Annotated in this window: 25 protein-coding genes and 1 pseudogene; 16 read left to right on the top strand and 10 right to left on the bottom strand. The window is 63.7% G+C overall.

The window, feature by feature from the left end; translation table 11 throughout:
* Nucleotides 1–28: 28 nt before the first annotated feature.
* Nucleotides 29–418: a DUF4189 domain-containing protein gene (locus JQ631_RS27580; protein ID WP_212332113.1), complete on the top strand. Its 390-nt coding sequence runs from the start codon at nucleotides 29–31 to the stop codon at nucleotides 416–418.
* 6 nt (nucleotides 419–424) lie between these two features.
* On the opposite strand, the gene JQ631_RS27575 is transcribed toward JQ631_RS27580, so the two are convergent.
* Nucleotides 425–2236 (bottom strand): CYTH and CHAD domain-containing protein, encoded by a 1812-nt coding sequence (locus JQ631_RS27575; protein ID WP_212332112.1) that lies wholly within the window; start codon nucleotides 2234–2236, stop codon nucleotides 425–427.
* A 201-nt stretch (nucleotides 2237–2437) separates the two neighbouring features.
* Here JQ631_RS27575 and JQ631_RS27570 point away from each other — a divergent pair, with 201 nt between their 5' ends.
* Complete coding sequence (locus JQ631_RS27570) at nucleotides 2438–2848, top strand: DUF2000 domain-containing protein (RefSeq protein ID WP_212332420.1); 411 nt, start codon at nucleotides 2438–2440, stop codon at nucleotides 2846–2848.
* A gap of 151 nt (nucleotides 2849–2999) precedes the next feature.
* Here JQ631_RS27570 and JQ631_RS27565 read toward each other — a convergent pair whose 3' ends face one another.
* The 3 genes from JQ631_RS27565 to JQ631_RS27555 are packed head-to-tail and all read right to left on the bottom strand — an operon-like array spanning nucleotide 3000 to nucleotide 4222.
* Nucleotides 3000–3413 carry a GFA family protein gene (locus JQ631_RS27565; protein ID WP_212332110.1) on the bottom strand — a complete coding sequence of 138 codons (414 nt, stop codon included), beginning with the start codon at nucleotides 3411–3413 and terminating at the stop codon, nucleotides 3000–3002.
* A gap of 12 nt (nucleotides 3414–3425) precedes the next feature.
* Nucleotides 3426–3890 (bottom strand): SRPBCC family protein, encoded by a 465-nt coding sequence (locus JQ631_RS27560; protein WP_212332108.1) that lies wholly within the window; start codon nucleotides 3888–3890, stop codon nucleotides 3426–3428.
* Nucleotides 3887–4222: an ArsR/SmtB family transcription factor gene (locus JQ631_RS27555; protein WP_212332105.1), complete on the bottom strand. Its 336-nt coding sequence runs from the start codon at nucleotides 4220–4222 to the stop codon at nucleotides 3887–3889. The genes JQ631_RS27560 and JQ631_RS27555 overlap by 4 nt, the downstream gene beginning before the upstream one ends.
* Before the next feature lie 108 nt (nucleotides 4223–4330).
* On the opposite strand from JQ631_RS27555, the gene JQ631_RS27550 reads away from it, so the two are divergent.
* From JQ631_RS27550 to JQ631_RS27520, 7 genes are all read left to right on the top strand, one after another.
* Complete coding sequence (locus JQ631_RS27550) at nucleotides 4331–5014, top strand: TetR/AcrR family transcriptional regulator (RefSeq protein ID WP_249161131.1); 684 nt, start codon at nucleotides 4331–4333, stop codon at nucleotides 5012–5014.
* Nucleotides 5011–5799 (top strand): HlyD family secretion protein, encoded by a 789-nt coding sequence (locus JQ631_RS27545; protein WP_212332102.1) that lies wholly within the window; start codon nucleotides 5011–5013, stop codon nucleotides 5797–5799. The genes JQ631_RS27550 and JQ631_RS27545 overlap by 4 nt, the downstream gene beginning before the upstream one ends.
* On the top strand, nucleotides 5796–6731 hold the full coding sequence (locus tag JQ631_RS27540) for an ABC transporter ATP-binding protein (RefSeq protein WP_212332099.1): 936 nt from the start codon (nucleotides 5796–5798) through the stop codon (nucleotides 6729–6731). The genes JQ631_RS27545 and JQ631_RS27540 overlap by 4 nt, the downstream gene beginning before the upstream one ends.
* A 5-nt stretch (nucleotides 6732–6736) precedes the next feature.
* Nucleotides 6737–7900 carry an ABC transporter permease gene (locus tag JQ631_RS27535; protein WP_212332096.1) on the top strand — a complete coding sequence of 388 codons (1164 nt, stop codon included), beginning with the start codon at nucleotides 6737–6739 and terminating at the stop codon, nucleotides 7898–7900.
* A gap of 30 nt (nucleotides 7901–7930) precedes the next feature.
* Complete coding sequence (locus JQ631_RS27530; protein WP_212332093.1) at nucleotides 7931–9238, top strand: adenylate/guanylate cyclase domain-containing protein; 1308 nt, start codon at nucleotides 7931–7933, stop codon at nucleotides 9236–9238.
* 116 nt (nucleotides 9239–9354) lie between these two features.
* Nucleotides 9355–9555: a hypothetical protein gene (locus JQ631_RS27525; protein WP_212332090.1), complete on the top strand. Its 201-nt coding sequence runs from the start codon at nucleotides 9355–9357 to the stop codon at nucleotides 9553–9555.
* A gap of 184 nt (nucleotides 9556–9739) precedes the next feature.
* Nucleotides 9740–10654, top strand: a complete 915-nt coding sequence (locus tag JQ631_RS27520) for a PhzF family phenazine biosynthesis protein (RefSeq protein ID WP_212332087.1) — start codon at nucleotides 9740–9742, stop codon at nucleotides 10652–10654.
* A 30-nt stretch (nucleotides 10655–10684) separates the two neighbouring features.
* Here JQ631_RS27520 and JQ631_RS27515 read toward each other — a convergent pair whose 3' ends face one another.
* Together JQ631_RS27515 and JQ631_RS27510 are read right to left on the bottom strand one after the other, a co-directional pair.
* Entirely contained in the window at nucleotides 10685–11146 is a 462-nt protein-coding gene (locus JQ631_RS27515) for a DUF488 domain-containing protein (protein WP_212332085.1), read from the bottom strand.
* A gap of 9 nt (nucleotides 11147–11155) precedes the next feature.
* Nucleotides 11156–11977 carry a DUF72 domain-containing protein gene (locus JQ631_RS27510; protein WP_212332082.1) on the bottom strand — a complete coding sequence of 274 codons (822 nt, stop codon included), beginning with the start codon at nucleotides 11975–11977 and terminating at the stop codon, nucleotides 11156–11158.
* 116 nt (nucleotides 11978–12093) lie between these two features.
* On the opposite strand from JQ631_RS27510, the gene JQ631_RS27505 reads away from it, so the two are divergent.
* The 4 genes from JQ631_RS27505 (at nucleotide 12094) to JQ631_RS27490 (ending at nucleotide 15659) form a co-directional block, all read left to right on the top strand.
* Entirely contained in the window at nucleotides 12094–12474 is a 381-nt protein-coding gene (locus JQ631_RS27505) for a hypothetical protein (protein ID WP_212332079.1), read from the top strand.
* Between the two features lie 86 nt (nucleotides 12475–12560).
* Nucleotides 12561–12764, top strand: coding sequence for a hypothetical protein (locus JQ631_RS27500; RefSeq protein ID WP_212332076.1), 204 nt, complete (start codon nucleotides 12561–12563; stop codon nucleotides 12762–12764).
* A gap of 243 nt (nucleotides 12765–13007) precedes the next feature.
* Nucleotides 13008–14135, top strand: coding sequence for a glycosyltransferase (locus JQ631_RS27495; RefSeq protein ID WP_212332074.1), 1128 nt, complete (start codon nucleotides 13008–13010; stop codon nucleotides 14133–14135).
* An 18-nt stretch (nucleotides 14136–14153) separates the two neighbouring features.
* Nucleotides 14154–15659: a glycosyltransferase family 39 protein gene (locus JQ631_RS27490; protein WP_212332071.1), complete on the top strand. Its 1506-nt coding sequence runs from the start codon at nucleotides 14154–14156 to the stop codon at nucleotides 15657–15659.
* 77 nt (nucleotides 15660–15736) lie between these two features.
* On the opposite strand, the gene JQ631_RS27485 is transcribed toward JQ631_RS27490, so the two are convergent.
* Both JQ631_RS27485 and JQ631_RS27480 read right to left on the bottom strand, forming a co-directional pair.
* Nucleotides 15737–17623 carry a CHASE2 domain-containing protein gene (locus JQ631_RS27485; protein WP_212332068.1) on the bottom strand — a complete coding sequence of 629 codons (1887 nt, stop codon included), beginning with the start codon at nucleotides 17621–17623 and terminating at the stop codon, nucleotides 15737–15739.
* Between the two features lie 90 nt (nucleotides 17624–17713).
* A complete protein-coding gene (locus JQ631_RS27480; RefSeq protein ID WP_212332065.1) occupies nucleotides 17714–18241 on the bottom strand; it encodes a FecR domain-containing protein in 528 nt (175 codons plus the stop codon).
* 641 nt (nucleotides 18242–18882) lie between these two features.
* On the opposite strand from JQ631_RS27480, the gene JQ631_RS27475 reads away from it, so the two are divergent.
* The gene (locus tag JQ631_RS27475; protein WP_212332062.1) at nucleotides 18883–19959 is read left to right on the top strand and encodes a DUF2778 domain-containing protein; all 1077 of its coding nucleotides are present in this window, start codon (nucleotides 18883–18885) and stop codon (nucleotides 19957–19959) included.
* Between the two features lie 74 nt (nucleotides 19960–20033).
* Here JQ631_RS27475 and JQ631_RS27470 read toward each other — a convergent pair whose 3' ends face one another.
* Both JQ631_RS27470 and JQ631_RS27465 read right to left on the bottom strand, forming a co-directional pair.
* The gene (locus JQ631_RS27470; RefSeq protein WP_212332059.1) at nucleotides 20034–20858 is read right to left on the bottom strand and encodes an SDR family NAD(P)-dependent oxidoreductase; all 825 of its coding nucleotides are present in this window, start codon (nucleotides 20856–20858) and stop codon (nucleotides 20034–20036) included.
* Nucleotides 20859–20880: 22 nt separating this feature from the next.
* Entirely contained in the window at nucleotides 20881–21714 is an 834-nt protein-coding gene (locus JQ631_RS27465; protein ID WP_212332056.1) for a MurR/RpiR family transcriptional regulator, read from the bottom strand.
* 319 nt (nucleotides 21715–22033) lie between these two features.
* On the opposite strand from JQ631_RS27465, the pseudogene JQ631_RS27460 reads away from it, so the two are divergent.
* Together JQ631_RS27460 and JQ631_RS27455 are read left to right on the top strand one after the other, a co-directional pair.
* Nucleotides 22034–23143: pseudogene (locus tag JQ631_RS27460) on the top strand (ABC transporter substrate-binding protein); the annotation flags it as partial.
* 108 nt (nucleotides 23144–23251) lie between these two features.
* Nucleotides 23252–24172, top strand: coding sequence for a branched-chain amino acid ABC transporter permease (locus JQ631_RS27455; protein ID WP_212332053.1), 921 nt, complete (start codon nucleotides 23252–23254; stop codon nucleotides 24170–24172).
* Nucleotide 24173: the final 1 nt, after the last annotated feature.

Below are 24173 nucleotides of genomic sequence, written 5' to 3'. Positions count from 1 at the left end.
GCACCTGCCTTGGGGGTGAGGGCTTTCCATGATTTCGAACGTCGTCGCGCGCCGTTGCGCGATGTTTTTCTTTGGGTTGTCGATTTGTGTCGCCGGCGCCCGTCATATCACCGAAGCCCATGCGGCCGGCGCGTTTGCCGTCGGCAAATGCGGCGCCTATGGCCAGGCCTACGACTACCGCGCCGAGCACGAAGCGCGTGCGGCTGCTCAAAAGCAGTGCAAGGGCGAATGCACAACGGTGACGATGAAGCGCGCCTGCGCGGCGATGTCGGTCGACATGGCCAATCCCTGTGGCGCTTACGGCTACGCCGTGAAACCGAAGATATCGGCCACGCTCAATGCCGCCACCCGCGAATGCTACAAATATGGCGGCAAGGAATGCGTCATACGTGCCTGGGCCTGCGACGCCAAGGGCTGATCCAAGCTAGCGCAGCCATCCCGCGTTGGCCTGCACCAGCTTGACCGGTTGCTCCGGCGTGTCGATCGACCAGGGCATCTTGGCCCTGGTGAACTCCGACCAAGCCTTGATCAGACGCGTTTCAATGCCGACCATGGCATGGGCCTGCCAGCCGGCGATCGCCGCCGCAGCCATGCCGCTGCCAGTCGCTCCCGCGTTGACCTCAGCAAGCAGCGACGTCGTCGTCGCCATGTCGTTGTAGATCCCGAGCTCCTGCTGGAGGTCGGCGAGCCTGCGCGAAAAGCGCTTGGCGGATTTGCGCTGGCCGCACAGCGGCAGCAGGAAGTCGGCGACGTAGCGCAACTTCTTCGCAGCGAGGCGGACGCGGTGCCGCTCCTCCGTCGGCAGCGATTTGAACTTGCGCCCGCGCTTGAGCACTTTCGCATGCTGCGTCGACAGGATGTTGCGTGCAAAACTGATCGCAGGCTGTGCCAGTTGAGCCAGACCTTCGAGAGTAACTTCGCTGCGCCAGCCGCGTGCTTCGATCCAGGCACCGAGCCCGATCACGAAATATTGGCAGCGCCGGTCGGCGAGGGCGAGACGAGCCTGATCGTAGCAGGCCACGCGGCGTTCCTCGGCGAGTTCACCCAGCGTCTCGAAGCCCTCGACTGATGGACAGGCATCGGCGACGGTCCGCAACGTCTCCTGCCGAAACACGTCCCAGTCGCGCGCGCCGGCGAGGCTTGTCGCAAGCCATTTCGCCTCGGCGCGCATCTGGTCGAGCTTGCTCAGCGACACCACCGATCGCATCAAATCGAGCGCGGACCGCAGGCGCCGCAGCGCGACGCGAAGCTGATGCATTCCTTCGGAATCGCGACCATCCTCGGCGGCGGGCAGCGACTGCAGCACATGCAAGAGACAGGAACGCAGAATCTCGGAGAAAGCTTCATCGAGCGATACAGAGGGATCAAGATGAAGCTTTGGCGGTTTCGGCGGCGTTGGCGGCGTGTCGGCCGCGAGATCGAAGCCGCGCGCTGATTTGGTCCGGATCGACGGCTTCACCGAGCCATGCTCGGCGAGCCGGAGCGCAAGCTCCCAGATCGCGGACGGGCTGCCGCTCTTGAGCTCCAGCTCGATCTCGCTGACCGGAAGTAAGCGATCGCCTGACGTCAAATGGCCGTGATCAAAGGCGACCTCGATGGTGCCGGACGGCAGGTCGACGAGGCGCTGATGTCGGCGGATGTCCGTGGTGAAGACGGCTTCGAGCGGATGACGCGCGACATCGGCGCGCAGCTTCTCTGGAAGGAAGGGGAGTGCCAGCGCGATGTCCGGCGCCATCGACGGGACGGCTGCCTCCCATTCTCCGCGTCGCAGCGGATCATTGGCGGATTCGGCTTTCACCGTCTGCGTGAAACGCGCGCCACTCCGACGAACCCGAAAGCTCAATCCGCTACGTCGCAGCGCATGCTTGGGCGTGTCGTAGTACACCGCCTTGAGATGCTTGCGCGTTCCCTTGTTGCGCGCATTCGCGGCGATGATCGGGGCTTTGTTGAAATCCGCCAGGCGGTCGGACGGAACGATCAGCTTGAGCTCGATCTCGGTCGCGTGAGCTGCAGTATCGAGGGAAGACGTAGCTTCCGACGCACGAGCTTCATCAGCGAACAGGTTGCCCTGAACGGACGACGCGTTGTCCGGGAATGCGGATCCAGGCGTCTCACCAGCAGCGGGAACGACGAAGATGCTGGACTTCTTCCCGTTCTCGGGGATCGGATGTCCGTCGGCTTTCGCAAGCCGTTGTACTGTGTCGAGGGCTCGCTTGATCGCGCCAGATTCGGACATGCGCAGTTTATGACGGTTCGGTGACAGAGCGCCGAGATATACCCGACTTGCCCTGCGGAGAGAAGCGTTGCCGGTCGCATCCTCGATTGAAATTTCTGCGCTGTGCCCAATTGGCCAATCCGCGTTACATTCACAGTCATGATCTCGGCGTGCGGAATTTTCTTTTCTTTCCCGACGCTTGGATGAGTGTTGGGAGAATTCATGCAGTTCGATACAAAGATTGCCGTTGTCATTCGCAACGATCTTCAGGCTTGGCAGAAGCTCAATGTCGCATCGTTCTTGTCGGGCGGCGTCGCTGCTGCCTTTCCGGAGTGCATCGGTGATGCTTATGAGGACGCTTCGTCCACGAAATATCTTGCACTGATCGGCCAGCCGATCCTGATCTATGGTGCAGATGGTGCGGCGCTGTCACGCGCGCTCGATCGTGCGCTCACGCGTAATGTCATGCCTGCGGTCTATACCGAGGACATGTTCAAGACCACGCATGATGCCGCAAATCGCGAAGCGGTGAGGGTGGTTGCGCGCGCCGATCTCAATCTCGTAGGCATCGCTATGCGCGGAGAACGCAAAGTCATCGACAAAATCGTCGATGGACTGAAGTTCCACAGTTAACGGGTTGATCGACCGCTTCCGCATCGTCATTGCGAGCGCAGCGAGGCAATCCAGAAACGTTTCTCGAAGGCTTTCTGGATTGCTTTGTCGCTTCAGTACATAATTGCTGCGCAATTTTGTCACGAGCTACTCGGAATGACGCAGCGCGTTGCTACCCCGGAGGCATGCCCTCAAACTTCGGCAGATCCGGACCGAGCCGATCCCAATCATATGACCGCACGGCGTAGGTGATCGCTTGCGGCTTGTAGCGGGCGGGCTCGTCGAGACTGGCCGCACGGATGGTGAATATGTCGGGCATGGCCTTGAAGGTCATATAGACGGCCACGCCGCATGCGGGACAGAACGCGCGCGTCTTCACGTTGCCGCTGTCACCGGTCATGTCCCAGGTCTTGGCCCCGCCTGTCACCGTGACGCCGGCACGCGGGAAGGTAGCGTAGGAGCCGTGGCCGGTGCCGCTCTCGCGCTGGCAGTCCCGGCATTGGCAATGGTTGGAGAACAGGGGCTCTCCGGTGATCGAATAGCGGATCGCGCCGCAGGCGCAGCCGCCGGTGTAGGGCTTGTCCATCGTGATGCCTCCTTAACGGTCTTCGCCGCTGATTTCGTCGAGCTGCCGGACCACCTTCTTCCAGCCGCCGCTCATGACGCTGTAGGCGCTCTCATTCCTGGGCATGACGAAGCCCGCATGAACGAGCTGAATTCGCGTGCCGGCTTCGACAGGGGTGAGGGACCACGTCACGACAGTGTCGAGCGGCGCGCCGTAACCGGTGTTGCGCTCGTCGCCGCCCCTCCAGGCGTAGACGAGGCGTCTGCCAGAAACGACCTCGAGAACGCGGCAATGGATGACACCATCCCAGTGGCCGCCCGGCGTGGTCTGAAACGTGAAGGCCTTGCCTTCGACAGCCTCGAAACCGGTCGGCTTCATCAGCCAGCGTGCGATCAGTTGCGCGCTGGTCAGTACCTTCCAGACAGTCCCCGGCGCATGAGGGAGCACCTCGTCGATCACGATGTTCTTGGTCTCGGCATTCAACGCGGCTGTACTCACGGGTCGATCTCCTTCAAGAGGTCACGCAGGTTCTGGAAGCGCTCGCGCCAGAACACGCCGTAATGGTCCATCCAGGTGACCAGCGGCTCGAGTCCTTGCGGCGCGGCGCGGTAATAGACGTTGCGGCCCTCGGCGCGCTCGGCGACGAGGCCCGCCTGCTTCAACGATTTCAAATGTTGCGAGATTGCGCCCTGCGTCACGCCGCTGCCGCGCGTCAGTTCGGCGACGCTGATTTCCTTGCTGTCGAACACGCGCTCGAACACGGCACGACGGGTCGGATCGGCGAGGGCGCGCATCACGGCGGTAACTGGGTTTGAGGCGGCTTCCATCATGCCAATCAATTAGCGAATGCTAATTCATTAGTCAACGCTAATTTGTTGCCTGTCGCTGCTGGCATGATCTTGATTGACTATGACTGACTAGTCAGTCATAAATAAGAAATGACGAAGAAGCCCACCAAAGCGGTTGCTGCCAAGGCAGCAAGTCGGAAGCCCGAAGCCGGCGGAGACGCCGCGCCGGTGTCGAGCCGCGCCATGCGCGCGGCGGAACGGCGCAATGCGATCGTCGAGGCGGCGATGGAGGAGTTCATTGCGCGCGGCTTTGCGGCGACCCGGCTCGACGACATTGCCAAGCGCGCGGGCGTCGCGAAGGGGACGATCTATCTGCACTTCAAGGACAAGGAATCGATGTTCGAGGAGCTTGTCCGCACCGTGATCGTACCCGTTGTGGCGAAGCTGAATGCGCTGCCGCCGCCAACGGGCTCGGTCCGCGATCTGATCGAAGCGTTTGCCGGCAACTTCCTGAGGGAGGTGATCGGCACCAGGCGTGGCGATCTCGTCCGTCTGATCGTGGCGGAAGGACCGCGCTTTCCATCGGTGGCTGACTTCTACTACCGCGAGGTGGTTTCGCGCGGGATTGCCGGCATGCGCGCGCTGATCGAGCTCGGCATTGCCCGCGGCGAGATCCGCGAGAAGGACCTCGCGCGCTATCCGCAGATCCTGGTCGCGCCCGCGATGATCGCGGTGATCTGGCAGAGCCTGTTTGCGCGGCACGCGCCGCTCGATGCGCAGGACATGCTGCGCGTCCATCTCGATTTGATTTTTGGCGAACGGAGGACGACATGAGGTCGTCGCAAGGAATATTTGCAATCGCACTGGCCGCCGTCCTTGCAACCGCGCTTGCCGGTTGCAAGGAGAAGCGCGATCCCGGCTTCCAGGGCTGGGTCGAGGCCGACATGATCTATGTCAGCCCGGACGAGGCCGGGCGGGTGACCAAGCTGGATATCCGCGAAGGCGAAGCGGTGAAGGTTGGCGATCCCCTGTATTCGGTTGACGACGACCTCCAGCTTGCCGATCTCAACCAGACCAAGGCGACGCTGGCCAATGCGCAGCAGGTGTTCGATCGCGCGGATTCCCTGCGCAAGACCGGCTCGGGCACGCAAGCCGCGCTCGATTCCGCCGTCTCGGATTTGCGGGTGGCGCAGGCGCGGGTGGTGACCTCGGAGACGCGGCTGGCGCGGCGCAAGGGCTTTGCGCCTGTCGCAGGCACCATCCAGCAGATCTATTTCCGCGAGGGCGAGATGGTGGCGGCGCAGCGGCCGGTGCTCTCGATCATGCCGCCCGGCAACATGAAGCTGCGCTTCTTCGTGCCGGAAACGGAGTTGCCGAAATTGTCGATCGGTGACGAGGTGCGGGTTGCCTGCGACAATTGCGCCGCCGACCTCACCGCAAAGATCTATTTCATCGCGACCTCGGCCGAATACACCCCACCTGTCATCTACAGCCTCGAAGAGCGCAACAAGCTCGTCTATCTCATTCAGGCGCGGCCGTCGCGCCCCGACGCGTTGCGGGTGGGGCAGCCGATCGACGTCTATCTCAACCCAAAGACTCCGGTGGCGGACAAGCGATGAACGCCGGCAACGACATCGCGATCGACGTCAAGGGCCTGACCAAGTCGTTCAGCGGCCGCGAGGTCGTGCATGATCTGTCGATGCAGGTGAAGCGCGGCTCGATCTACGGCTTCCTCGGGCCGAACGGCTCGGGCAAGACCACGACGATCCGCATCCTCTGCGGCCTGCTGACGCCCGACAGCGGCGAGGGGACTTGTCTTGGCTACGACATCCTGAAGGACGCCGACAAGATCAAGCGCCAGGTCGGATACATGACGCAGCGCTTCAGCCTGTATCAGGACCTGTCGGTGCGCGAGAATCTCGAATTTGTCGCGCGGCTCTACGGCCTGACCGACGCGCGCGGTGCGGCGCGCGACATGATCAAGCGGCTCGGGCTCTCCGGTCGCGAGGAGCAGCTTGCCGGCGAGCTCTCGGGTGGTTGGAAGCAACGCCTGGCGTTGGGCGCCTGCACACTGCCCAGTCCAAAACTGTTGCTGCTCGACGAGCCGACGGCTGGCGTCGATCCCAAGGCGCGGCGCGATTTCTGGAACGAGATCCATGCGCTCGCCGCCGAAGGGCTCACCGTGCTGGTCTCGACCCATTACATGGACGAGGCCGAGCGCTGTCACGAGATTGCTTACATCGCCTACGGCCATTTGCTGACACATGGCACGGTGGATGAGGTGATCGCGGGATCCAAACTCACGACCTACACCGTGACCGGCGAGGATCTCAATGATCTCACGGCCGCGCTGACGGGCAAGCCCGGTGTCGACATGGTGGCGCCGTTCGGCACCTCCCTGCACGTTTCGGGGCGCGACGTTGCCGCGCTCGAGGCCAGCATCGCGCCGTGGCGCGACAGAAGCGGTCTGCACTGGCACAAGTCAGCGCCCTCGCTGGAAGACGTCTTCATCGAGCTGATGGGCCGCTCCAAGGACAATTTTCAAGGATAGTGTCAATGAGCGCTGTCGATCACCCGACGTCCGCGCACGAAATCCGGGAGCGCTTCGGCTTCTGGAAGCGCTCCTATGCGATGCTGATCAAGGAGTTCATCCAGCTCAAGCGCGATCGTGTCTCGTTTGCGATGATCGTGATGCTGCCGGTGATGCAGCTGTTGCTGTTCGGCTACGCCATCAACACCACGCCGCACAATTTGCCGAGCGCCGTGCTGCTCCAGGAAGATTCCGATCTCGCCCGCTCGGTCCTGAAGGCGCTGGAGAATACCAAGTATTTCCGCTTCATCTATGAGGTCCACGACGTCGACGATTTCGACAATCTGCTGAAATCCGGCAAGGTGCTGTTCGGTGTCGAGATCCCGCGCGGCTTCGAGCGCGCGGTGCGGCGCGGCGACAAGCCCGCGCTGCTGGTCGCGGCGGACGCTACCGATCCCGTCGCGGCGAGCGCCGCGCTCGGTTCGCTCGGCATGATCGTGCAGACCGCGCTTGCGCACGATCTCTACATCGGAAATCCCCCTGATATGCCGTTCGAGATCCGGGCGCATGCCCGCTACAATCCGGCAGCGAATTCCAGCCTCAACATCGTTCCAGGCCTGGTCGGCACCATCCTCACCATGACCATGCTGATCTTCACCGCGTTGTCGGTGACACGCGAGGTCGAGCGCGGCACGATGGAGAGCCTGTTGTCGATGCCGATCAAGCCGGTCGAGGTGATGTTCGGCAAGATCATTCCTTACGTGCTGGTCGGCTTCGTCCAGGCATTCCTGATCATCGGCATCGGCGTGTTCCTGTTCGGCGTGCCCGTGCTCGGAAACCTGTTCCTGCTGGCGCTGCTCTCGACGCTGTTCATCACCACCAATTTGTCGATCGGCTACACGATTTCGACGCTCGTGCAGAACCAGCTCCAGGCCATGCAGATGTCGATGATGTTCTTCCTGCCGAGCATCCTCTTGTCCGGCTTCATGTTCCCGTTCGCCGGCATGCCGAATTGGGCGCAATATGTCGGCGAATGCCTGCCGCTGACGCATTATCTGCGCATCGTTCGCGCCATCATGCTGAAGGGTGCGTCCATGCCGAATCTGCGTTTCGACGCGGCGGCGCTCGCCGTCCTGATGCTGGTCGCCATGACCATCGCCGTGACGCGCTTCCGCCGCACGCTGGATTGAGGCAGACTGCCCCGGAATCGAGGGGGTGGAATGGTTAGCCTTGCAAGCGGGAAAGCCCGGCCGAAGGCCGTCTTGTCGGAGGAGTTCGAGCGCGAGCTGACGCGCGAGGTGCTGCGCACCGAACTGCTGCGGGTGAAGGCGCTGATCATGACGGGCCTGGTCATGCTGGTCTTGATCACGGCAACCTTCTTGGTCGACCCCGCCATCGTGAACCGGATCTGGCACGGGACCGAGGGCATGGTCCGCGAATACGCCCTGCTGGCGGTTTTCCTGCTGTTCGAAGTCTGGGTCCATGGCCAGATCAGCCGAAACCTCAAGCTCGATCGCGACCTGCCGGTGATCAGGCGCTATATCGGGACGTTGATCGAAACGTCGCTGCCGACGTTCATTCTGATCCTTCAGATCCGCAGCATGGGCGCGAGCCAGGCGCTCGGTTTCGTGTTGCCGCTGGTCTATTTCATCTTCGTCATTCTTTCGACGCTGCGGCTCGACTTCTGGCTGTCTACCTTCACCGGATTTGTCGCCGCAGCAGAGCTCCTGGCTGTCGCGCTGTATTACAATTCGGTCAGCGACACCGGCGAACCGCTGATCTATTTCCACGTTGTGCGTAGCATCGTCATCCTGGTTTGCGGCGTGCTCGCGGGCTCGGTCGGTGCACAGCTGCGGCGGCAGTTTGCTGCCAGCATCTCGGCCGCCACCGCCCGTGATCGGGTGACCAATCTGTTCGGCCAGCACGTCTCGCCGCAAGTGGTCGAGCGGCTGATGGCGGAGGGGACGAGCGTTGCCGGCGATCTCCGCCGCGTCGCCGTGATGTTCGTCGATTTCCGCGGCTTTACCGCGGGCGCCCAGTCGCGCACGCCGCAGGAGGTGGTCGACCGGCTCGACGGCGCTTTCGCGGTGCTGGTCGATATTCTCGACCGGCATGGCGGCATCGTGAACAAGTTCCTGGGCGACGGCTTTCTCGCCTTGTTCGGCGCGCCGCTGGAGGCGTCCGACGCGGCCCATCGATCCGTCGCTGCAGGCCGCGAGATGCTGACCGCGATGGACCGCATCAATGCGCAGACGAGCTGGCCGCTTCGAATTGGCATCGGCATTCATTTCGGCGAGGTCGTTGCCGGCAATATCGGCTCGCCCCGGCGCAAGGAATACACCGTGATCGGCGACACCGTGAACTTCGCCTCGCGGCTCGAGGCGCTGAACAAGGAGTTCGGCTCGCAACTCCTGATCTCGGCGTCGGTGCGCGAGGCGCTGGGCGACGACGGCGACGATGCCGTCGCGCTCGGCAATGTCACGGTGCGCGGCTACGAGCAGCCGGTCGCGGTGTTTCAACTGGGGTGAGGGGACCGCTCGCGTTTCTTTGAAGATGCGCGCGGAAATATCCCGGCTGGCTCCCGGCTCCTGCATCCAGGACGTCGAAATTGTTTCGACATCCGTTTGCCACGCGGAGAAAATCCATGATCCGATTGAGCCTTGTCTCGGCTGCCCTGATTGCCGCCTCTGCTTATCAAATCGAGGCCGCGTCCGCCCGCGACGTCACGCCTGTGCGACGCGGTGCGGTGCACGCGACGACGGATTGCGTCAGGGCGCCGGCGGTCGGCGCGTATGCGACCGCGCCTTACAAGGAGCCACCCTGCATGCCGAAGACAACGAACTGAACGATGAGACAGGCCGGGTTGGCGAGGGTCGCCGGCTCGGCCTCACATATTTTTCCACCTCTGACACGCGAGCGCGATTGCTCCGATTGCTCTCTATTTTGGGGCATGACGGGCGATGTGACGCGCTTGTAGAGTGCTGCGCGAGGTGGCCGGTCTGCGGCCGCAATTTGCGTGAGGGCTAGACATGCAGCGCCGCTACGTCACTGTCGACGTGTTCACCGACCGCGCCTTCGGCGGCAACCAGCTTGCCGTTGTGCTGGATGCCGGCGGGCTCTCCACGCAGCAGATGCAGGCGATCGCGACCGAGTTCAATTATTCCGAGACGACCTTCGTGCTGCCGCCGCGCGACAAGGCCCATGATGCCGAAGTCCGTATCTTCACGCCGGTCAGGGAGATGCCGTTCGCGGGGCATCCCAATGTCGGCACCTCCTTCGTGCTGGCGAGCCTCGCGAAGGAACCGAAGCCGCGCTTGCTGTTCGAGGAGAAGGCGGGTCTCGTGCCGGTCGACATTTTTCGCGAGCAGGGAAGGGTCATCAGCACCGAGCTCACTGCGCCGCAGCCGCTGTCCCGGTTGGCGGAAGTTTCCGCCGCTGATGTTGCGGCCTGCATCTCGTTGACGGCTGATGATATCAGGACTGAACATCATGCGCCGCAAGTGGTTGGCGTCGGAACGCCGTTCCTGGTGGCGGAGGTGCATTCGCGCGATGCGCTCAAGCGTGCACGGCCGGATGCTGCCGCGTTCGGCAGGATCTTTCCGCGCGACGACGCCCGCTCGGTGTGGTTCTATACCCGCGATGTGCCCGCGTCGGAGGCGCCGAGCGAACGGCAGGCGCGCATGTTCATGCGCGGCGCAGGCGGCCTCGCCGAGGATCCCGCCACCGGCAGCGCGACCGTCGCAGCCGCCGCGCTGTTCGCCGACCTCGATTCCGTCAGCGACGGCGAGTTGAAGCTCACGGTCGGCCAGGGCTTTGACATGGGCCGGCCCAGCATCCTCCGGACCCGCGTGCGCAAGCAGGACGGCAAGATCGTATCAGCGCATGTCGGCGGCAGCTGTGTGCAGATGATGGAGGGGACGTTCAGGCTGGCGGGGGAGGGCTGAGCTCTCTCCCGGCCATGACGGAGAAGTCGTTCAAACCTGCCGCCCCGCCAGATTCGTCACCGCCACACCATCGCGCTCCTCGATGATCTCCGCGATCATCTGGCGGTGGCAATGGGTGTGGTCGCGCTCGTAGCAGAGCAGGCAGACGGGGCCGGCCTTCATCACCAGTGCGGAGAGCTCGTCCATTTGCTCTCTCGCTTCCGGCGTCTTCAGATGCTTTGCGAAGATCTTTTCCAGCACATCGTACTGCCCGCTGCGGGCCGCAAGCCGTCCTTCCTTCGGCGTGCCGAGGCCTGCGAGATGAACATAGGCAATGCCGCGCTCGTCCAGGCCTGCGGCGAGCTGCTTCTTGGAAAAGCCCGGCCGACGCGACGACGTCACGGCGCGCACGTCAACGAGGAGCTTGACGCCGGCCCGCTCCAGCTCGTCGAGCACAGCCTTGTGCGGCGTCTGCTCGTAGCCGATGGTGAAGAGCTTCTTCGCCCTGGCCATGAGTGATCCTCAACTCACTCGCGCGATCAATTCCATGGCGCCATGCGGTGCGCGCACCTTGCCCTCGTGGATGACATAGGCGAACACGTCGCGCGGTTCCTTCTTCGGCTTCGCCTTGTCGACCTTCGGCAGATCGTCGGGTTCGCTTCCCTCGGCCCAGGCCTGGAAACGCCCGGCCCAGGCGTCGAGCTGCTTCGGCGGATAGCAGGTCTTGATCTCGTCATTGCCCTTTTGAAGCCGGGCATAGACGAAGTCGCCGGCGACGTCGGCGATCGCGGGATATTTGCCGTGTTCGGCGAACACGACCGGCGTCTCGAATTCGCGAACCAGTGCGATGAAATCAGGTGCGCAGAAGCTGTCGTGGCGTACCTCCACGACATGACGCAGCGCGCGGCCTTCGAGCTTGCGCGGCAGCAGCTCCAGGAACTTGCCGAAATCGGCGCCGTCGAATTTCTTGGTCGGCGCGAACTGCCACAGCACGGGTCCGAGATGGTCGCCGAGTTCCAGCACGCCGGAATCATAGAAGCGCTTGACGGAATCGCCGGCCTCGGCGAGCACGCGCCGATTGGTGGCAAAGCGCGGCCCTTTTACCGAAAATACAAAACCCTCGGGCACTTCGCTCGCCCATTTGCGAAAGCTCTCCGGCTTCTGCGAGCCGTAGTAGGTGCCGTTGATCTCGATCGACGTCAGCTTCGAGGCCGCGTAGGACAGCTCCTTTGCCTGCGTCAGCTTCTCCGGATAGAACACGCCGCGCCAGGGCTCGAAGGTCCAGCCGCCGATGCCGATATAGATGTTGCCGGATTTTTTGGTCGCGGTTTTTGCTTTGGCCACGGGAATCTCGCATCGACGGGGAGGGAAGGGCTGCATCCTATTCAAACCAGAAGTGATTGGCCAGTTGTCGCTTCCCGTCTAAGCTTCCGCCCGATCTGCGCAAAAAGGAGAACAAGATGCGGATGCTGATGCTGGGAGCTGCGCTCGTCATGATGACATCTGCTGCCATGACCTGTTCTGCGATGGCGGATGACGACGACACCAAGGGTGCGCAGAAGCTCGCCATGCAGGGCCGCGATGATTACTGGCACTGCCTGGCGCGGGAATATTCGCGCGACAGCAATCAGGGCCTTTCGGAGCAGGCTTTTGGTCGTTCGGTCGCCGGTGCTTGCCCGTCGGAGCGGCAATATTACCGGGTGGCGCTGCTCGATTATCTCACCGCGCAATACCCGAACATCGATTCCGGCGCTCATCTGGCGACCGCGAACAGGGCGGTGGAGTCGGCGCAAAAGGATATCGTGACCGCCTTCGTCAAGCACAGGCCGCCGCAGAAATAGCGGCCTTCACCGATGCGGTCCGGCAGCCCTTCCGGCCCCGTGTTCATCCGTGGTATGACTGGGATCTGGAACAGGGGCGGGCTGGCATGGCGTCTGAGTCGGTGGGGGGCATTTGTGGCGTGATCGTCGCGGCGACCGTGCTTGCGGTCGCCGTCGCCTACGGACCGATCGGGCAGTACGGCAAGCCCCCCAAGCCGAAGGTCGAGCCGGCTCCCGCCGCCACGGCGCCCGCCGCCCCTGCGGCGCCGGCGCCGCGGGGTCCGGTGATCCGGGAAGTCCCGAACCAGTAAGCCCTGAAAATGGGTGCTTTCGCCCTCTTGCGAAGCCGATCTCGCGTTCCTATCTAGTTTTTAACGGCGACGTTGAGCCAAAAGCTCCGGCGCTGGGACGACCTTGGAATTGCTTGGGCTCGCGCCGGATGTACGCGCGGTCTGCCGTTCCGGGGTCGTTGGCATTTTAGGGCCCCTTTTGGCCTGCTTCCCTGAGAAAACCCCGGCTTGGCATCGCAGGACGCGGCGGATATACGCTGCGTCATGAATGAAGCGATCAGACCGGACGCCCACAGTCAGGCTCAAGAGGGGCCGGAACTGTCGGTCATCGTCCCGACCTTCAACGAGCGCGACAATGTCACCGTGCTGTACCGGAGGCTGGAAGCGACGCTCGTCAACGTCGCCTGGGAAGTCGTGTTCGTCGACGACAATTCCCCCGATGGCACCTGGGACGTCGTGCGCGAGCTGGCCCTGAAGGACAGCCGCGTGCGCTGCATCCGCCGCATCGGCCGCCGCGGCCTGTCGGGCGCCTGCATCGAGGGCATCCTGGCCTCGAGCGCGCCCTATGCCGCCGTGATCGACGCCGACCTCCAGCATGACGAGACCCAGCTGCCGAAGATGCTGCTGCTGCTCGCAAGCGACCAGGCCGACCTCGTCGTCGGCAGCCGCTACATCGAGGGCTACAAGACCGAAGGCTTCAACAAGCAGCGCGCCGGCGCCAGTGCGCTGGCAACCGAGGTCGCCAGGAAGATGCTCCGGGTCGAGATCGCCGATCCCATGAGCGGCTTCTTCATGGTCCGCCGCGACCGCTTCGAGCAATTGGCGCCAAAACTGTCGGTGCACGGTTTCAAGATCCTGCTCGATCTGGTCGCCACCGCGCAGGGCAATTTGCGCGCGGTCGAGATTCCCTACACGTTCGGTGCCCGCCAGCACGGCGAGAGCAAGCTCGACTCCATGGTCGCGCTCGACTTCCTCGGCCTCGTGCTGGCGAAGCTGACCAACGACGTCGTCTCGCTGCGCTTCATCCTGTTCGCGATGGTGGGCGGCATCGGCCTCGTGGTGCATCTCACCACGCTGTTCATCGCGCTTGAGCTGATCAAGGTGCCGTTCGCCGAGGCGCAGGCTGGCGGCGCCATCGTCGCCATGACCACCAACTTCGTCATGAACAACTTCCTCACCTATCGCGACCAGCGTCTGAGGGGGTTCGGGGTCCTGCGTGGCCTGATCATGTTCTACATCGTGTGCAGCGTCGGGCTGCTCGCCAATGTCGGCGTCGCCTTCTCGGTCTACGACCAGGAGCCGATTTGGTGGCTGGCCGGCATGGCCGGCGCGCTGATGGGCGTGGTGTGGAATTACGCGATGTCCGGACTGTTCGTCTGGCGCAAGAAATAGCGCGCCAAGGATTCAGGTATGGGCGGAGCTGACGCGCGGATCGTCCGCAATACGGCGCTGGTGATCCTTGCGCTGATCGTGTTGCGGCTGGTCGCGGCCGCCTTCACGCCGATCACCTTCGACGAAGCCTATTACTGGATGTGGTCGAAGAATCTGGCGGGCGGCTATTACGACCACCCGCCGATGGTCGCCTATGTGATCCGCGCCGGCACGATGATCGCCGGGGATACCGAGCTCGGCGTCCGCCTGGTCTCGATCCTGCTCGCGCTGCCGATGAGCTATGCGATCTATCGCTCCGCCGCGATCCTGTTTGGCGGTGCGCGGGTCGCCGCGACGAGTGCGATTCTGCTCAACGTGACCATGATGGTCTCGGTCGGCACGCTGATCGTGACGCCGGATGCGCCGCTGCTGGTCGCCTCCAGCTTCGTGCTGTTCTTCCTCGCAAAGGTGCTGGAGACCGGCCGCGGCGCCTGGTGGCTTGCGGTCGGCGCCGCCGTCGGCGCGGCGCTGCTGTCAAAGTACACCGCGATGTTCTTTGGCGCCGCGATCCTGATCTGGCTCGCGGCAGTGCCGAAGCTGCGGCGCTGGTTCCTCTCGCCCTGGCCCTATCTCGGCGGTCTCGTCGCGCTGGCGCTGTTCTCGCCGGTGATCCTCTGGAATGCCGATCATCACTGGGTCTCGTTCGCAAAGCAGCTCGGCCGCGCCAGGATCGAGGACTTTCGCCCGGCCTTCATCGCCGAGCTGGTCCCGACCCAGATCGCGTTCGCAACGCCGCTGGTCTTCATTCTCGGTGCGATGGGCCTGCACGCGCTGACCTGGCGCAGGGCGGGCACGATGGCCTCGCGCGTGCTGATCGAGACGATGTTCTGGACGATCGTCGCCTATTTCATCTGGCATTCGCTACACGCCCGCGTCGAGGCCAACTGGTTCGCGCCGGTTTATCCACCCTTCGTCGTCGCCGCCGCGGCCGCGGCCAACCTCGTGCAGTGGAAGCCGCGTGCGCGTCGACTGGTGGATTTTTGTCTGCGCTGGGCCGCGCCGACCGGCATCGCGATGTTTGCCGCGCTGATCCTGCAGGCCAACACGGGCTGGCTATCAGGCTATCGCCGCGATGCGACCGTGCGCAGCGTCGGCGTCGGCTGGCGCGAGCTCGCCGCCGGCATCGAAGCGGCACGCGTGCGCAACGGTGCGACCTGTGTGCTCACGCCCGACTACGGCACCACGGGCTGGCTCGCCTTCTATCTGCCGCGCGGCACCTGCGTGGTGCAGCAGAACCAGCGCATCCGCTGGGTCAACATGCCCGAGCCCGATCCGAAACTGCTCGCCGGCAAGCTGCTCTATGTCGACGAGCTGCGTGGAAACGGGCATCCATTCCTGAACAATCTCTTCGCGCAGGTGACGCGCGTCGGCGAATTGCAGCGCAAGCGCGGGCCGCTCGTGGTTGAGACCTACGACATCGATCTGCTTGAGGGCGCCAAGGGCGATGTGCTGGACCGCTCGCCGCCGCCTGAACTCCAGCCCTGAACCGGGCCGCGGCTTGGCGAGCTGATGTCGCGCGATCTGCTCGGTGGCGTGCTGAGGTGCAAGGCGCTTGAGCGTCCTCAGTCGATCATCTCGGCCTTGATTGCGTCCTGGCCCGGCCTGTCCTGATCGCGCCAGAACCAGACGGTCACGACGCCGGAGCGGCCGCGAACCGGGGTGAGGAGAGGGCCTGTCAGCACGCCATCGGGCGCGCCGTGGAAGTCTGCGGCGTCGAGCAGCGTGTCCGTCAGTGCGAGCCGTGCATTGTTCTGCGCTGCGACCTCCATCAATCGGCTCGCGAGATTGACGGTATCGCCGTTGGCCGTGATGTGCTGATGACTCTCACCGAGGCGGGAGGCGACGATCGGACCGAAATGCGCGCCGATCTTGAAGCCGAGCCGGCCGCCGATCGCAGGCCGCAGTGACGCGATCCAGCGCTCGACACCGCGATGCAGGTCGATCGCACATTTTAGCGCACGTGCCGCGTCGTCAGGCATCGCGCTCGGCAGGCCGAACAGGATCATGGCGCCGTCGCCGAGGAAGCTCGTGATCATGCCGCCGCAATCGATCGCGGTCCTGTCGATCAGCGCGTGGAATGCCCTTAGAATGTCCTGGAGTTCGTCCGGATCGAGCTGCTGGCTCAGTCCCGTGAAATCCGAGAGATCGATGAAGACGATCGCCGCATCTTGCCGGACCGGCTTGGCCAAAAAGTTCGGATCGCGCGCCAGCCAATCCTGCACCGCCGGCGCCTGCAATTGCGCCAGCGACCGGCTCTTGGCGGCAAGATATTGCGTGCGGCGGCTTCCCGCCCAAATCTGCACGCCGATGAAGACCGCAACCGGCGGCACCGCAGCCGCGAGCGTGGTCGCGGCATCGAGCCAGACGCCGTGCGTGAATGCCAACAGGTTGACTCCGGCCCAGGCGACCATCGCGGTGGCGGCCGCAACGAAGCCAAGTGCGCTCCGCCGCCAGGCAAGCAGGCCGACCAGCAGCATGGGCAGCAGGATCGCGACCAGCCCGTCGGCGATATGAACCTTGCGGTCGCGCACGATGCTGTCACCGGCGAGGAGATGTGTGATCGCGGTCGAGACCACCTCGACGCCCGGCATCAGGGAATCGAACGGTGTCGGGTAGAAGTCGCCGCCGCCGGCCACGGCAGCGCCGATCACCACGATCCGGTTCTCGATCGCCTTGCGGTCGAGCGTGCCGTCGAAAATGCTCTGCGCGCTCACGGTGCGGATGGTGCGGCGCGGGCCGTAATAGGTGATGGGCAGCGAAAAATCGGTGTCGGTCGGCACCGCGCGATCCCCGAGCATGAGATGATCGGGTGCGATCGTCAGCGGCTTGTCGAGTGCGCGGCTTGCGACCCGGAGGCAAAACGACAATTCAATCTTGTCGTCTGTCCGGAACAGCATCGGCACCGAGAGCGGCGAGCCGGATTGCCCGGTCGCGACGTTGACGATTCCGACGTCGGCGTGATCGGCGAAAGCAGGCAATGGCAGCAGGAAGCGCTCGGCCTGGGGCAGGGCGGCGAGCGGCCCGACACTGTTGGGCGTCACGGTCTCGCTCGCGCTCGGGAAGATCGCCGCGGCCGCGAGCACCATGGGACCGGTGGCGAGCGTGTGCGCCAGCGTGGCGTCGCCGATCGCGGCGCTGCGGTCGACCAGCAGCAGGTCGATCGCAACGACCTTCGGCTTGAACTGCACGATGGTGTCGATGACGCGCGCAAGATCGGCCCGCGGCAGCGGATAGGTACCGCCGCGCTTCACCACGGTATCGTCGATCGCAACGATGGTGACGAGATCGGGAGGACGCTGCACACCGCGGACCTCCGTTCGCCAATCCGTCAGCGTGGCCTCGAGGCGATCGAGAAAGCGCAGATGCCCGCTGGCGTGGCCCGCATAGATGCCCGCGCCCCACAGCGCGGTGAGGGCAAGTGCCACCAGAATTTGAACGCGTCTTTTCATTCCGTCGTACGCAATCTTCTTTTTGGTGTCGGGGCCTGCCTCGGCAGATCGTGACGACCTAATTTACTCGCCAAGTCGTATCGGCAAGTCTTACTGGCCAAGCCTTGCCATTAGCGCGTCGACGCGGGGCTGGCCCCATGTCTTGACGGTCAGCGGACCGTTCCCTTCCACATCGACACCTTCGCCGGGTCCGAGCACCACGCCGCGCCCGCGTGCCGCCCTGCGGGTCACCCCGACGCGGCCGTTGGCGACGAACACGGACGTCTTCGCCTCGCCGACATCGACTGCCCATTTGGTGCCGCGCACCGCGGCGATCGCCTGTGGTGTCAGCACCTTGAAGGGATTGCCGCCGGGCTTCTTGGGCACCTCGACCAGCAGCGCTTTGCTGCTCAACTCCACGGAGTCTATATGTCCGTCGCGGTTGGCGTCTTTCAGTTCAAATCTGGCGCCGTTTTCTGCAACGATCGTGATGCCGTTGTCGCAGCGCCAGGTTTGCGTACCGGCGGCGGATGGCGATGCGGTGCAGCCCGCGCTCGCGGCTGGCTGCGCTGTCGCAGACCCGATCAACACAAATGACCACGTCAGGGCACAATACCCGACGCGCGAAAACCTACTCATGCCAGCCTCCGTTTTGCGTGCTCGGCACAGTTCAAGGCGATGTTGATACGGTACCGTATCACGCGTAGAGGCTGCTGAAAAGTGCCGAGGGCGTAGCTATTTTCGCACCGCGGTCATTTCCAGACAGGCGCGATCAACTTTCAGTCAGGGCGACCTGGATCTCTCCCCATTGGCAGCGGAGTGCGCGCAAGCGCTGCTCGCTGGGACGCGAACGCGGAGCCCGGACGTATCAGCCTCGCGCGACGTTTCACCGTTATTGTCCGGGGTATTGATGACCACGAAAACGACTTGGTTGGTGCGTTTAGAAGGGCGGCCGGAGACGTCCGCCGAGCGTGCCGAACCGGCCGAGAATTATGGTTAACAGTGTCGTCTAAGTCCGTAGTTCTGCGGGCTTTTTTCTCAAAATGGCACAGCGTTAACGACCTGCCCTACAACCGCCCGAACTTAATCCGCATTTAACTAAAAGTCGCCTTAATGACGCTCCGACCCTCTGCGAGATGCTGGTTCCGGAACGTGACCAGCGGCACTTCGAAGGGGGACTGAGTGACACCGTCCTGGACGCAAGGCGAATGAGTACGAGTATCGCTGCGCAGAGTTACGCGGCACGGAAGCCAAGAAATTCTCGGAAGTCTTCCCGGAAAATGACCACCCAAAACGTGCTCGGCGCGGCCGTGGCCGGCTGCGTCCTGCTTGCCGGCTGGACCGTCTACAACAACATCTTCGCCGCCAGCGTCTATCCGACCGTCGGCGGCTCCGGCTACGACGAGCCCGTGGTCAAGCGCGCGCCCAAGGTCGCGCTGCGCGAGGCGGGTGCGGCCATCCGGGAAACCTTTGCGCTGCTGCCCGACCGGCTTCAGGTGGCTGCACCGATTTCACGCGAGATGTTCAACGAGCGCTTTGCCGCGGCAGCGACGCAGGGCGTCGAGTCGAATGCGGCAGCCGCCGAGCCTGCGACCAGGGTCGCCGAAGTCAAGGAAGCGCCGAAGCCGACCGTCGTTGCCAAGGTCGCGGAAGTGCTGAAGAGCCCGGTCAAGGCCGTCGAGAAGATCGCGGACGCTGCGAAGACCAAGCGCGCGGAAGCTCCGGTGCAACTCGCATCTGCCGATCCGGCCCAGATCGTGCCGGCGCATGAAGCCAAGCCCAAGTCCTTTGCCGATCGCGCCAAGGCCGCGGTGATGTCGATCACCGGTCCGCGCCAGTCGATGGTGGAAAAACTCTGGGGCAAGCGTGAGCCGTCTGGCGGCTTGCTCGCCTATGCTTCGGCCGATGCCAGCGTGACTTCTGCGATCGCGCCGAAGGAGCAGAACCCGATGTTCGGCGGCGCGCCGCCCTATGAGCGCGACACCGCGGTCTACGACATCACCGCCAAGACGGTCTATCTGCCCGATGGCACCAAGCTCGAGGCGCATTCCGGCCTCGGCTCCAATCTCGACGATCCGCGCTCGCAGCGCGTTCGGATGCGCGGTGTGACCCCGCCGCACATCTACAATCTGAAGCCGCGCGAAGCGCTGTTTCACGGCGTGCCCGCGCTGCGCCTGACGCCGATCGGCGGAGAGAACGCGATCTACGGCCGCGACGGCCTGCTCGCGCACACCTTCATGCTCGGGCCGAACGGCGATTCCAACGGCTGCGTGTCGTTCAAGGACTATTACGCGTTCCTCGACGCTTATCGCAACAAGGGCATCCGCAAGCTCGCGGTACTGGCGCGGGTCGACTGAACGCAGCCAATTCCGGACAATACAAAAGGGCCGCTTCGAGCGGCCCTTTTCTTTTTCCGTTTTGCGATTGCCCTTCAGCCCGGCCAGCACTGTCCGCCGCCGTCGATCCGCAGCACCTGGCCGGAGACGAAGGCGCCCATGGGACCTGCGAAGAACTCCACGACGCGCGCGACCTCGTCGACGGTCGCGATGCGGTCGAGCGTGCCGCTTTCGACCATCCGGGCCTGATCCACCACACGCGTGCCGAGGAAGCGGCCGGTGCGGGTATCGCCAGGCGCGATGCAATTGACGGCGATATCGTATTCACGGAGCTGGTCGGCCAGGCAGCGCGTGTAGTGTGTGACGCCGGCCTTCGACACCGCATAGATCGAACCCTGGGTGCGCCCCTTGAAGGCGGCGACCGAGCCGAGCGTGACGATGCGGCCGCTGCGCCGCGCCATCATGCCCTTGGCGACGGCCTGGCAGGTCAGGATGGTCGAGAGCAGATTGCGCTCCAGCACCGCGCGCACGTCGGCTTCCTTGATGTTTACCGCGTCGTTCGGATCGGGCTTGCCGCCGGCGGCTGCAATATCGCCGCCGGCATTGTGCACGAGAATGTCGATTCCGCCGAGCGCCGCTTCCGTTTCGGCAATCACACGCGCGATGTCCTCGCCCCTGGTGAGATCGCCGAGCACGCGCTGGCTGCGGACACCGAATTGCCGGCCGATCTCTGCGGCCACTGCGGTCAGCGTGGTGCCTTCGCCATACTCCGCCGGCCCGTTCTCGCGCATGCCGTGGATGGCGACGTCAGCGCCGAGCGCGGCAAGCTTCTCCGCAAACGCCCGGCCGAGCCCGCGCCCCGCGCCTGTAACCAGCGCAACCTTGCCGGCCAGAATCTTGGTGGTGTCATGCGATGTCATGATCTTCTCCTGTTTTGAAATATCAGTCCGCGGCGAGATCGAGCCCGATTGCCATCGCCTGCACCAGGCACATCGGTGCGACCAGCGTGCGCAACGCCGGCTCCGGCATGTCCTGGATCTCGAACACGACGCTCGCGCCTTCAGCGATCGGGCTCAACAGGCTGTCGGTGATGGAGATCGTGGGCACGCCGCGTGCGACGAGTTCGGGGAACAGCCGCGCCGTATCCGGATAGTAATTGCGGAAGCTGATCGCCACCAGCGCATCCTCCATGGTTGCGGCGTGCGACTGCTCGTGGATGCTGCCGCCCGTGCCGTCGAGCAGGACCACGCGCCGTCCGAGCTTGCGCAGCACGTAGGCGAGGTGGGTCGCAACCGGAAACGAGCCGCCGAGGCCGAGCAGATAGATGTCGCGCGCCTTCGCAAGGATCGCGGTCGCGGCATTGAGCTCACGCGCATGAACGGACTGGCTCAGCGCGACGAGAGATGATTGCGCCTCCGAGACGAAGCGCGACAGCACCGCAGTCGGCTGGCGGCCGAGCACCGATTTCTCCTCGTTCTTCATGCGGGCGAGCCGCGCCTTGTAGCTCGGCGGAACGCCGGCGACGAGGCGGGAGCGGAACACTTGCTGCATCTCGGTGAAGCCGCCGAAGCCAAGCGCATGGGCGAAGCGGACGATCGCTGACGGCGGCACGCCTGAGCGCTGCGCCACTTCCGCCACCGTGCCAAGCGCGACATCGGTCGGGTGATCGAGCACGAACTCCGCGATCTGCTGCAGCCGGCCGGATAGCGCGCGGTGCCGCTGCGCAATGGTGCCGCGCAACTCGTCGTAGCTCATCGCGCCCTGTGCCTTGTTCATCGAGTCGGGTCTCCGGATCGGTCGCCTCTTTAACGGCATTTCACCGTTTGGATCAAATATTCCACTTTACATAATAAATGGAACGAATATTCTAACTGCACAAAAAAGCAAAAGACTTCGAAAACGGGAGGAAACGATGAGAGGGCGTCAGATCTCACGGCGAAGCGTTCTGAAGGGCAGCTTGATGGCTAGCGTCATCGGCGGCACCGCCAGTTTCTTTGGGCCGTGGAAAGAGAATCATGCGTGGGCGCAGGGAGCAAAGCCGATCAAGCTCGGCTTGACCTGCGATGCCAGCGGTCAATAAGGCAACAGCGGCCAGGATGATTTCCGCGGCATCAGGATGGCCATCGACGAAGTCAACGCCAAAGGCGGAGTGCTCGGGCGCCAGGTCATTTTCATCACCGCGGATACCGAGACGACGCCGGCCACCGGCAGCCGCGTCGCAGAACGCTTCATCACCCGCGAGGACTGCACCATCCTGATCGGCGCGCTGCATTCCGGCGTCGCCAATGCGATCACGCAGGTCGCCAGCAAATACGGCGTGATCTACATGAACACCAATTCCTCCGCGCCGAGCGAAGCCGGGGAAAATTGCTCACGCGTGAAATTCGTGTGGGACGGCAACGGCACCAATTTCTCCAAGGCGTCGGTCAAGAACTCGGTCGATTCCATCGGCAAGAACTGGATGCTGCTGACCAACGATTACGTCTGGGGCCACACGACCTCTGCCGCGACCAAGGCGCAGGTCGAGGCTGCCGGTGGCAAGATCGTCGATAATCTGCTGGTGCCGCAGAATACGCGCGACTTCACCGCCTATCTCCTCAAGATCCAGCAGGCCAAACCCGATGTGGTGGCGACTGCGATCGGTGGCGACGACATCAAGGCGCTGCGCGAGCAGGTGGCGCAGCTCAAGCTCGACGGAAGGCCCGCCTGGATCAACAACCAGCAGGACTGGCCCGACGTCTGGGGCTCGCCCGACAGCCTGTTCGGCGTGTTCGGCACGACCTGGTATCACAAGCTGCAATTGCCTGGGGTCGCCGAGTTCGTGAAGAAGTGGCAGGCCGCGAACAAGGATGGCCCGATCCCGGTGCCGGGCAACGTCTCCTACAATGGCTACATGTCGACGCGCGAACTGCTCCGAGCGATCGAGCGGGCAGGGTCGACCAACAACGTCAAGATCATCAAGGAGCTCGAGAACCTGAAGGTCTCGGCGACCGATCGCATGCAGCATTTCGATGCCTATATGGACCCGATGACGCACCAGATGCAGCAGACGATCTATCTGGCGCGGCGCAACGCCAAGCCGGCCGACAATACTGATCTGTTCGAGATCATCAGCTGGACGGAGCCGAAATCAGCCGCTGATGACGCCGCACCCGGCAAGTGCAAGCTCACGCCCTACGAGCAGGTGCCGACCGTCGACTCCTAGAGACGGTACGTCACACCGCAGAACGCGCGGCGCGCAATCTCGTGCGCTGCGCCCCCTCGGCCATCGCCGTCCCGGGCGTGAGCCAATACCAGCTGTGAGACCAGGATCTTGTTCGACCTTCTTCCGCATCTCCTGAACGGCCTGACGCTCGGCCTGCTGTTCGCGCTCATCGCACTCGGATTCATGCTCATTGTCGGGCTGATGGAGCAGATCAATCTTGCGCATGGCTCCCTGTTCGCACTCGGGGCCTATGTCGCCATGCAACTGACCGGACCGCGCCCGCCATTGCCGGCTGATCTCGCCAAGGTCTGGCTCGCGCTGCCGCTTGGCTGGCGTTATGCCGCGACGCTAATCATCGCGCCAATGATCGTGAGCCTGGTCGGCATGCTGATCGAGCTCTGCATGCGGCGTACCTACGGCAAGGATCCGCTGTACGGACTTCTTCTGACCTTCGGCGCCGCGATGGTGATCGAGGAACTGATCCGCCTGGTCTGGGGCACCCGCGACTACGTGCTGCAGGTACCGTCCGCCATCAATGGCGGTTTTCTGTTCGGCGATCTGATCTGGTCGACATATCGCTTCTATGCGGCGGGTATCGCGGCCGGGATCATTGGCCTGGTCTGGTTGCTGATCGAAAAAACCTCGTTCGGCGCGACGGTCAAGGCCGGTGCCCATGACAGCGAGATCGTCCGCGCACTCGGCATCAACTTGTCGCGATTGCGGCTGCTGGTCTTCGTGTTCGGCACGATACTGGCCGCGATCGCCGGCATCATCGTCGCGCCGATCTGGGGCATTCGCCCGCATATGGGTGTCGATGCCGTTATCCCTGCGTTCCTCGTGATCGTGTTAGGCGGCGTCGGCAGCTTTTGGGGCGCGGTCGTGGCGGGTCTTCTGGTCGGACTGTGTGTCGGTCTTGCCGGCGCCTACGCGTCCGAATGGTCGCTGTTGTCGATGTACATCCTGCTGGTTGCCGTCGTGACGTTCCGTGCGCGTGGCCTGTGGGGTAAGAAAAGCGTGCTCGAGGCCTAGG

The organism is Bradyrhizobium manausense (assembly GCF_018131105.1).
GTDB classification, from domain to species: Bacteria; Pseudomonadota; Alphaproteobacteria; order Rhizobiales; family Xanthobacteraceae; genus Bradyrhizobium; species Bradyrhizobium manausense_B.
This window is presented reverse-complemented; position numbering and strand designations above follow the sequence as displayed.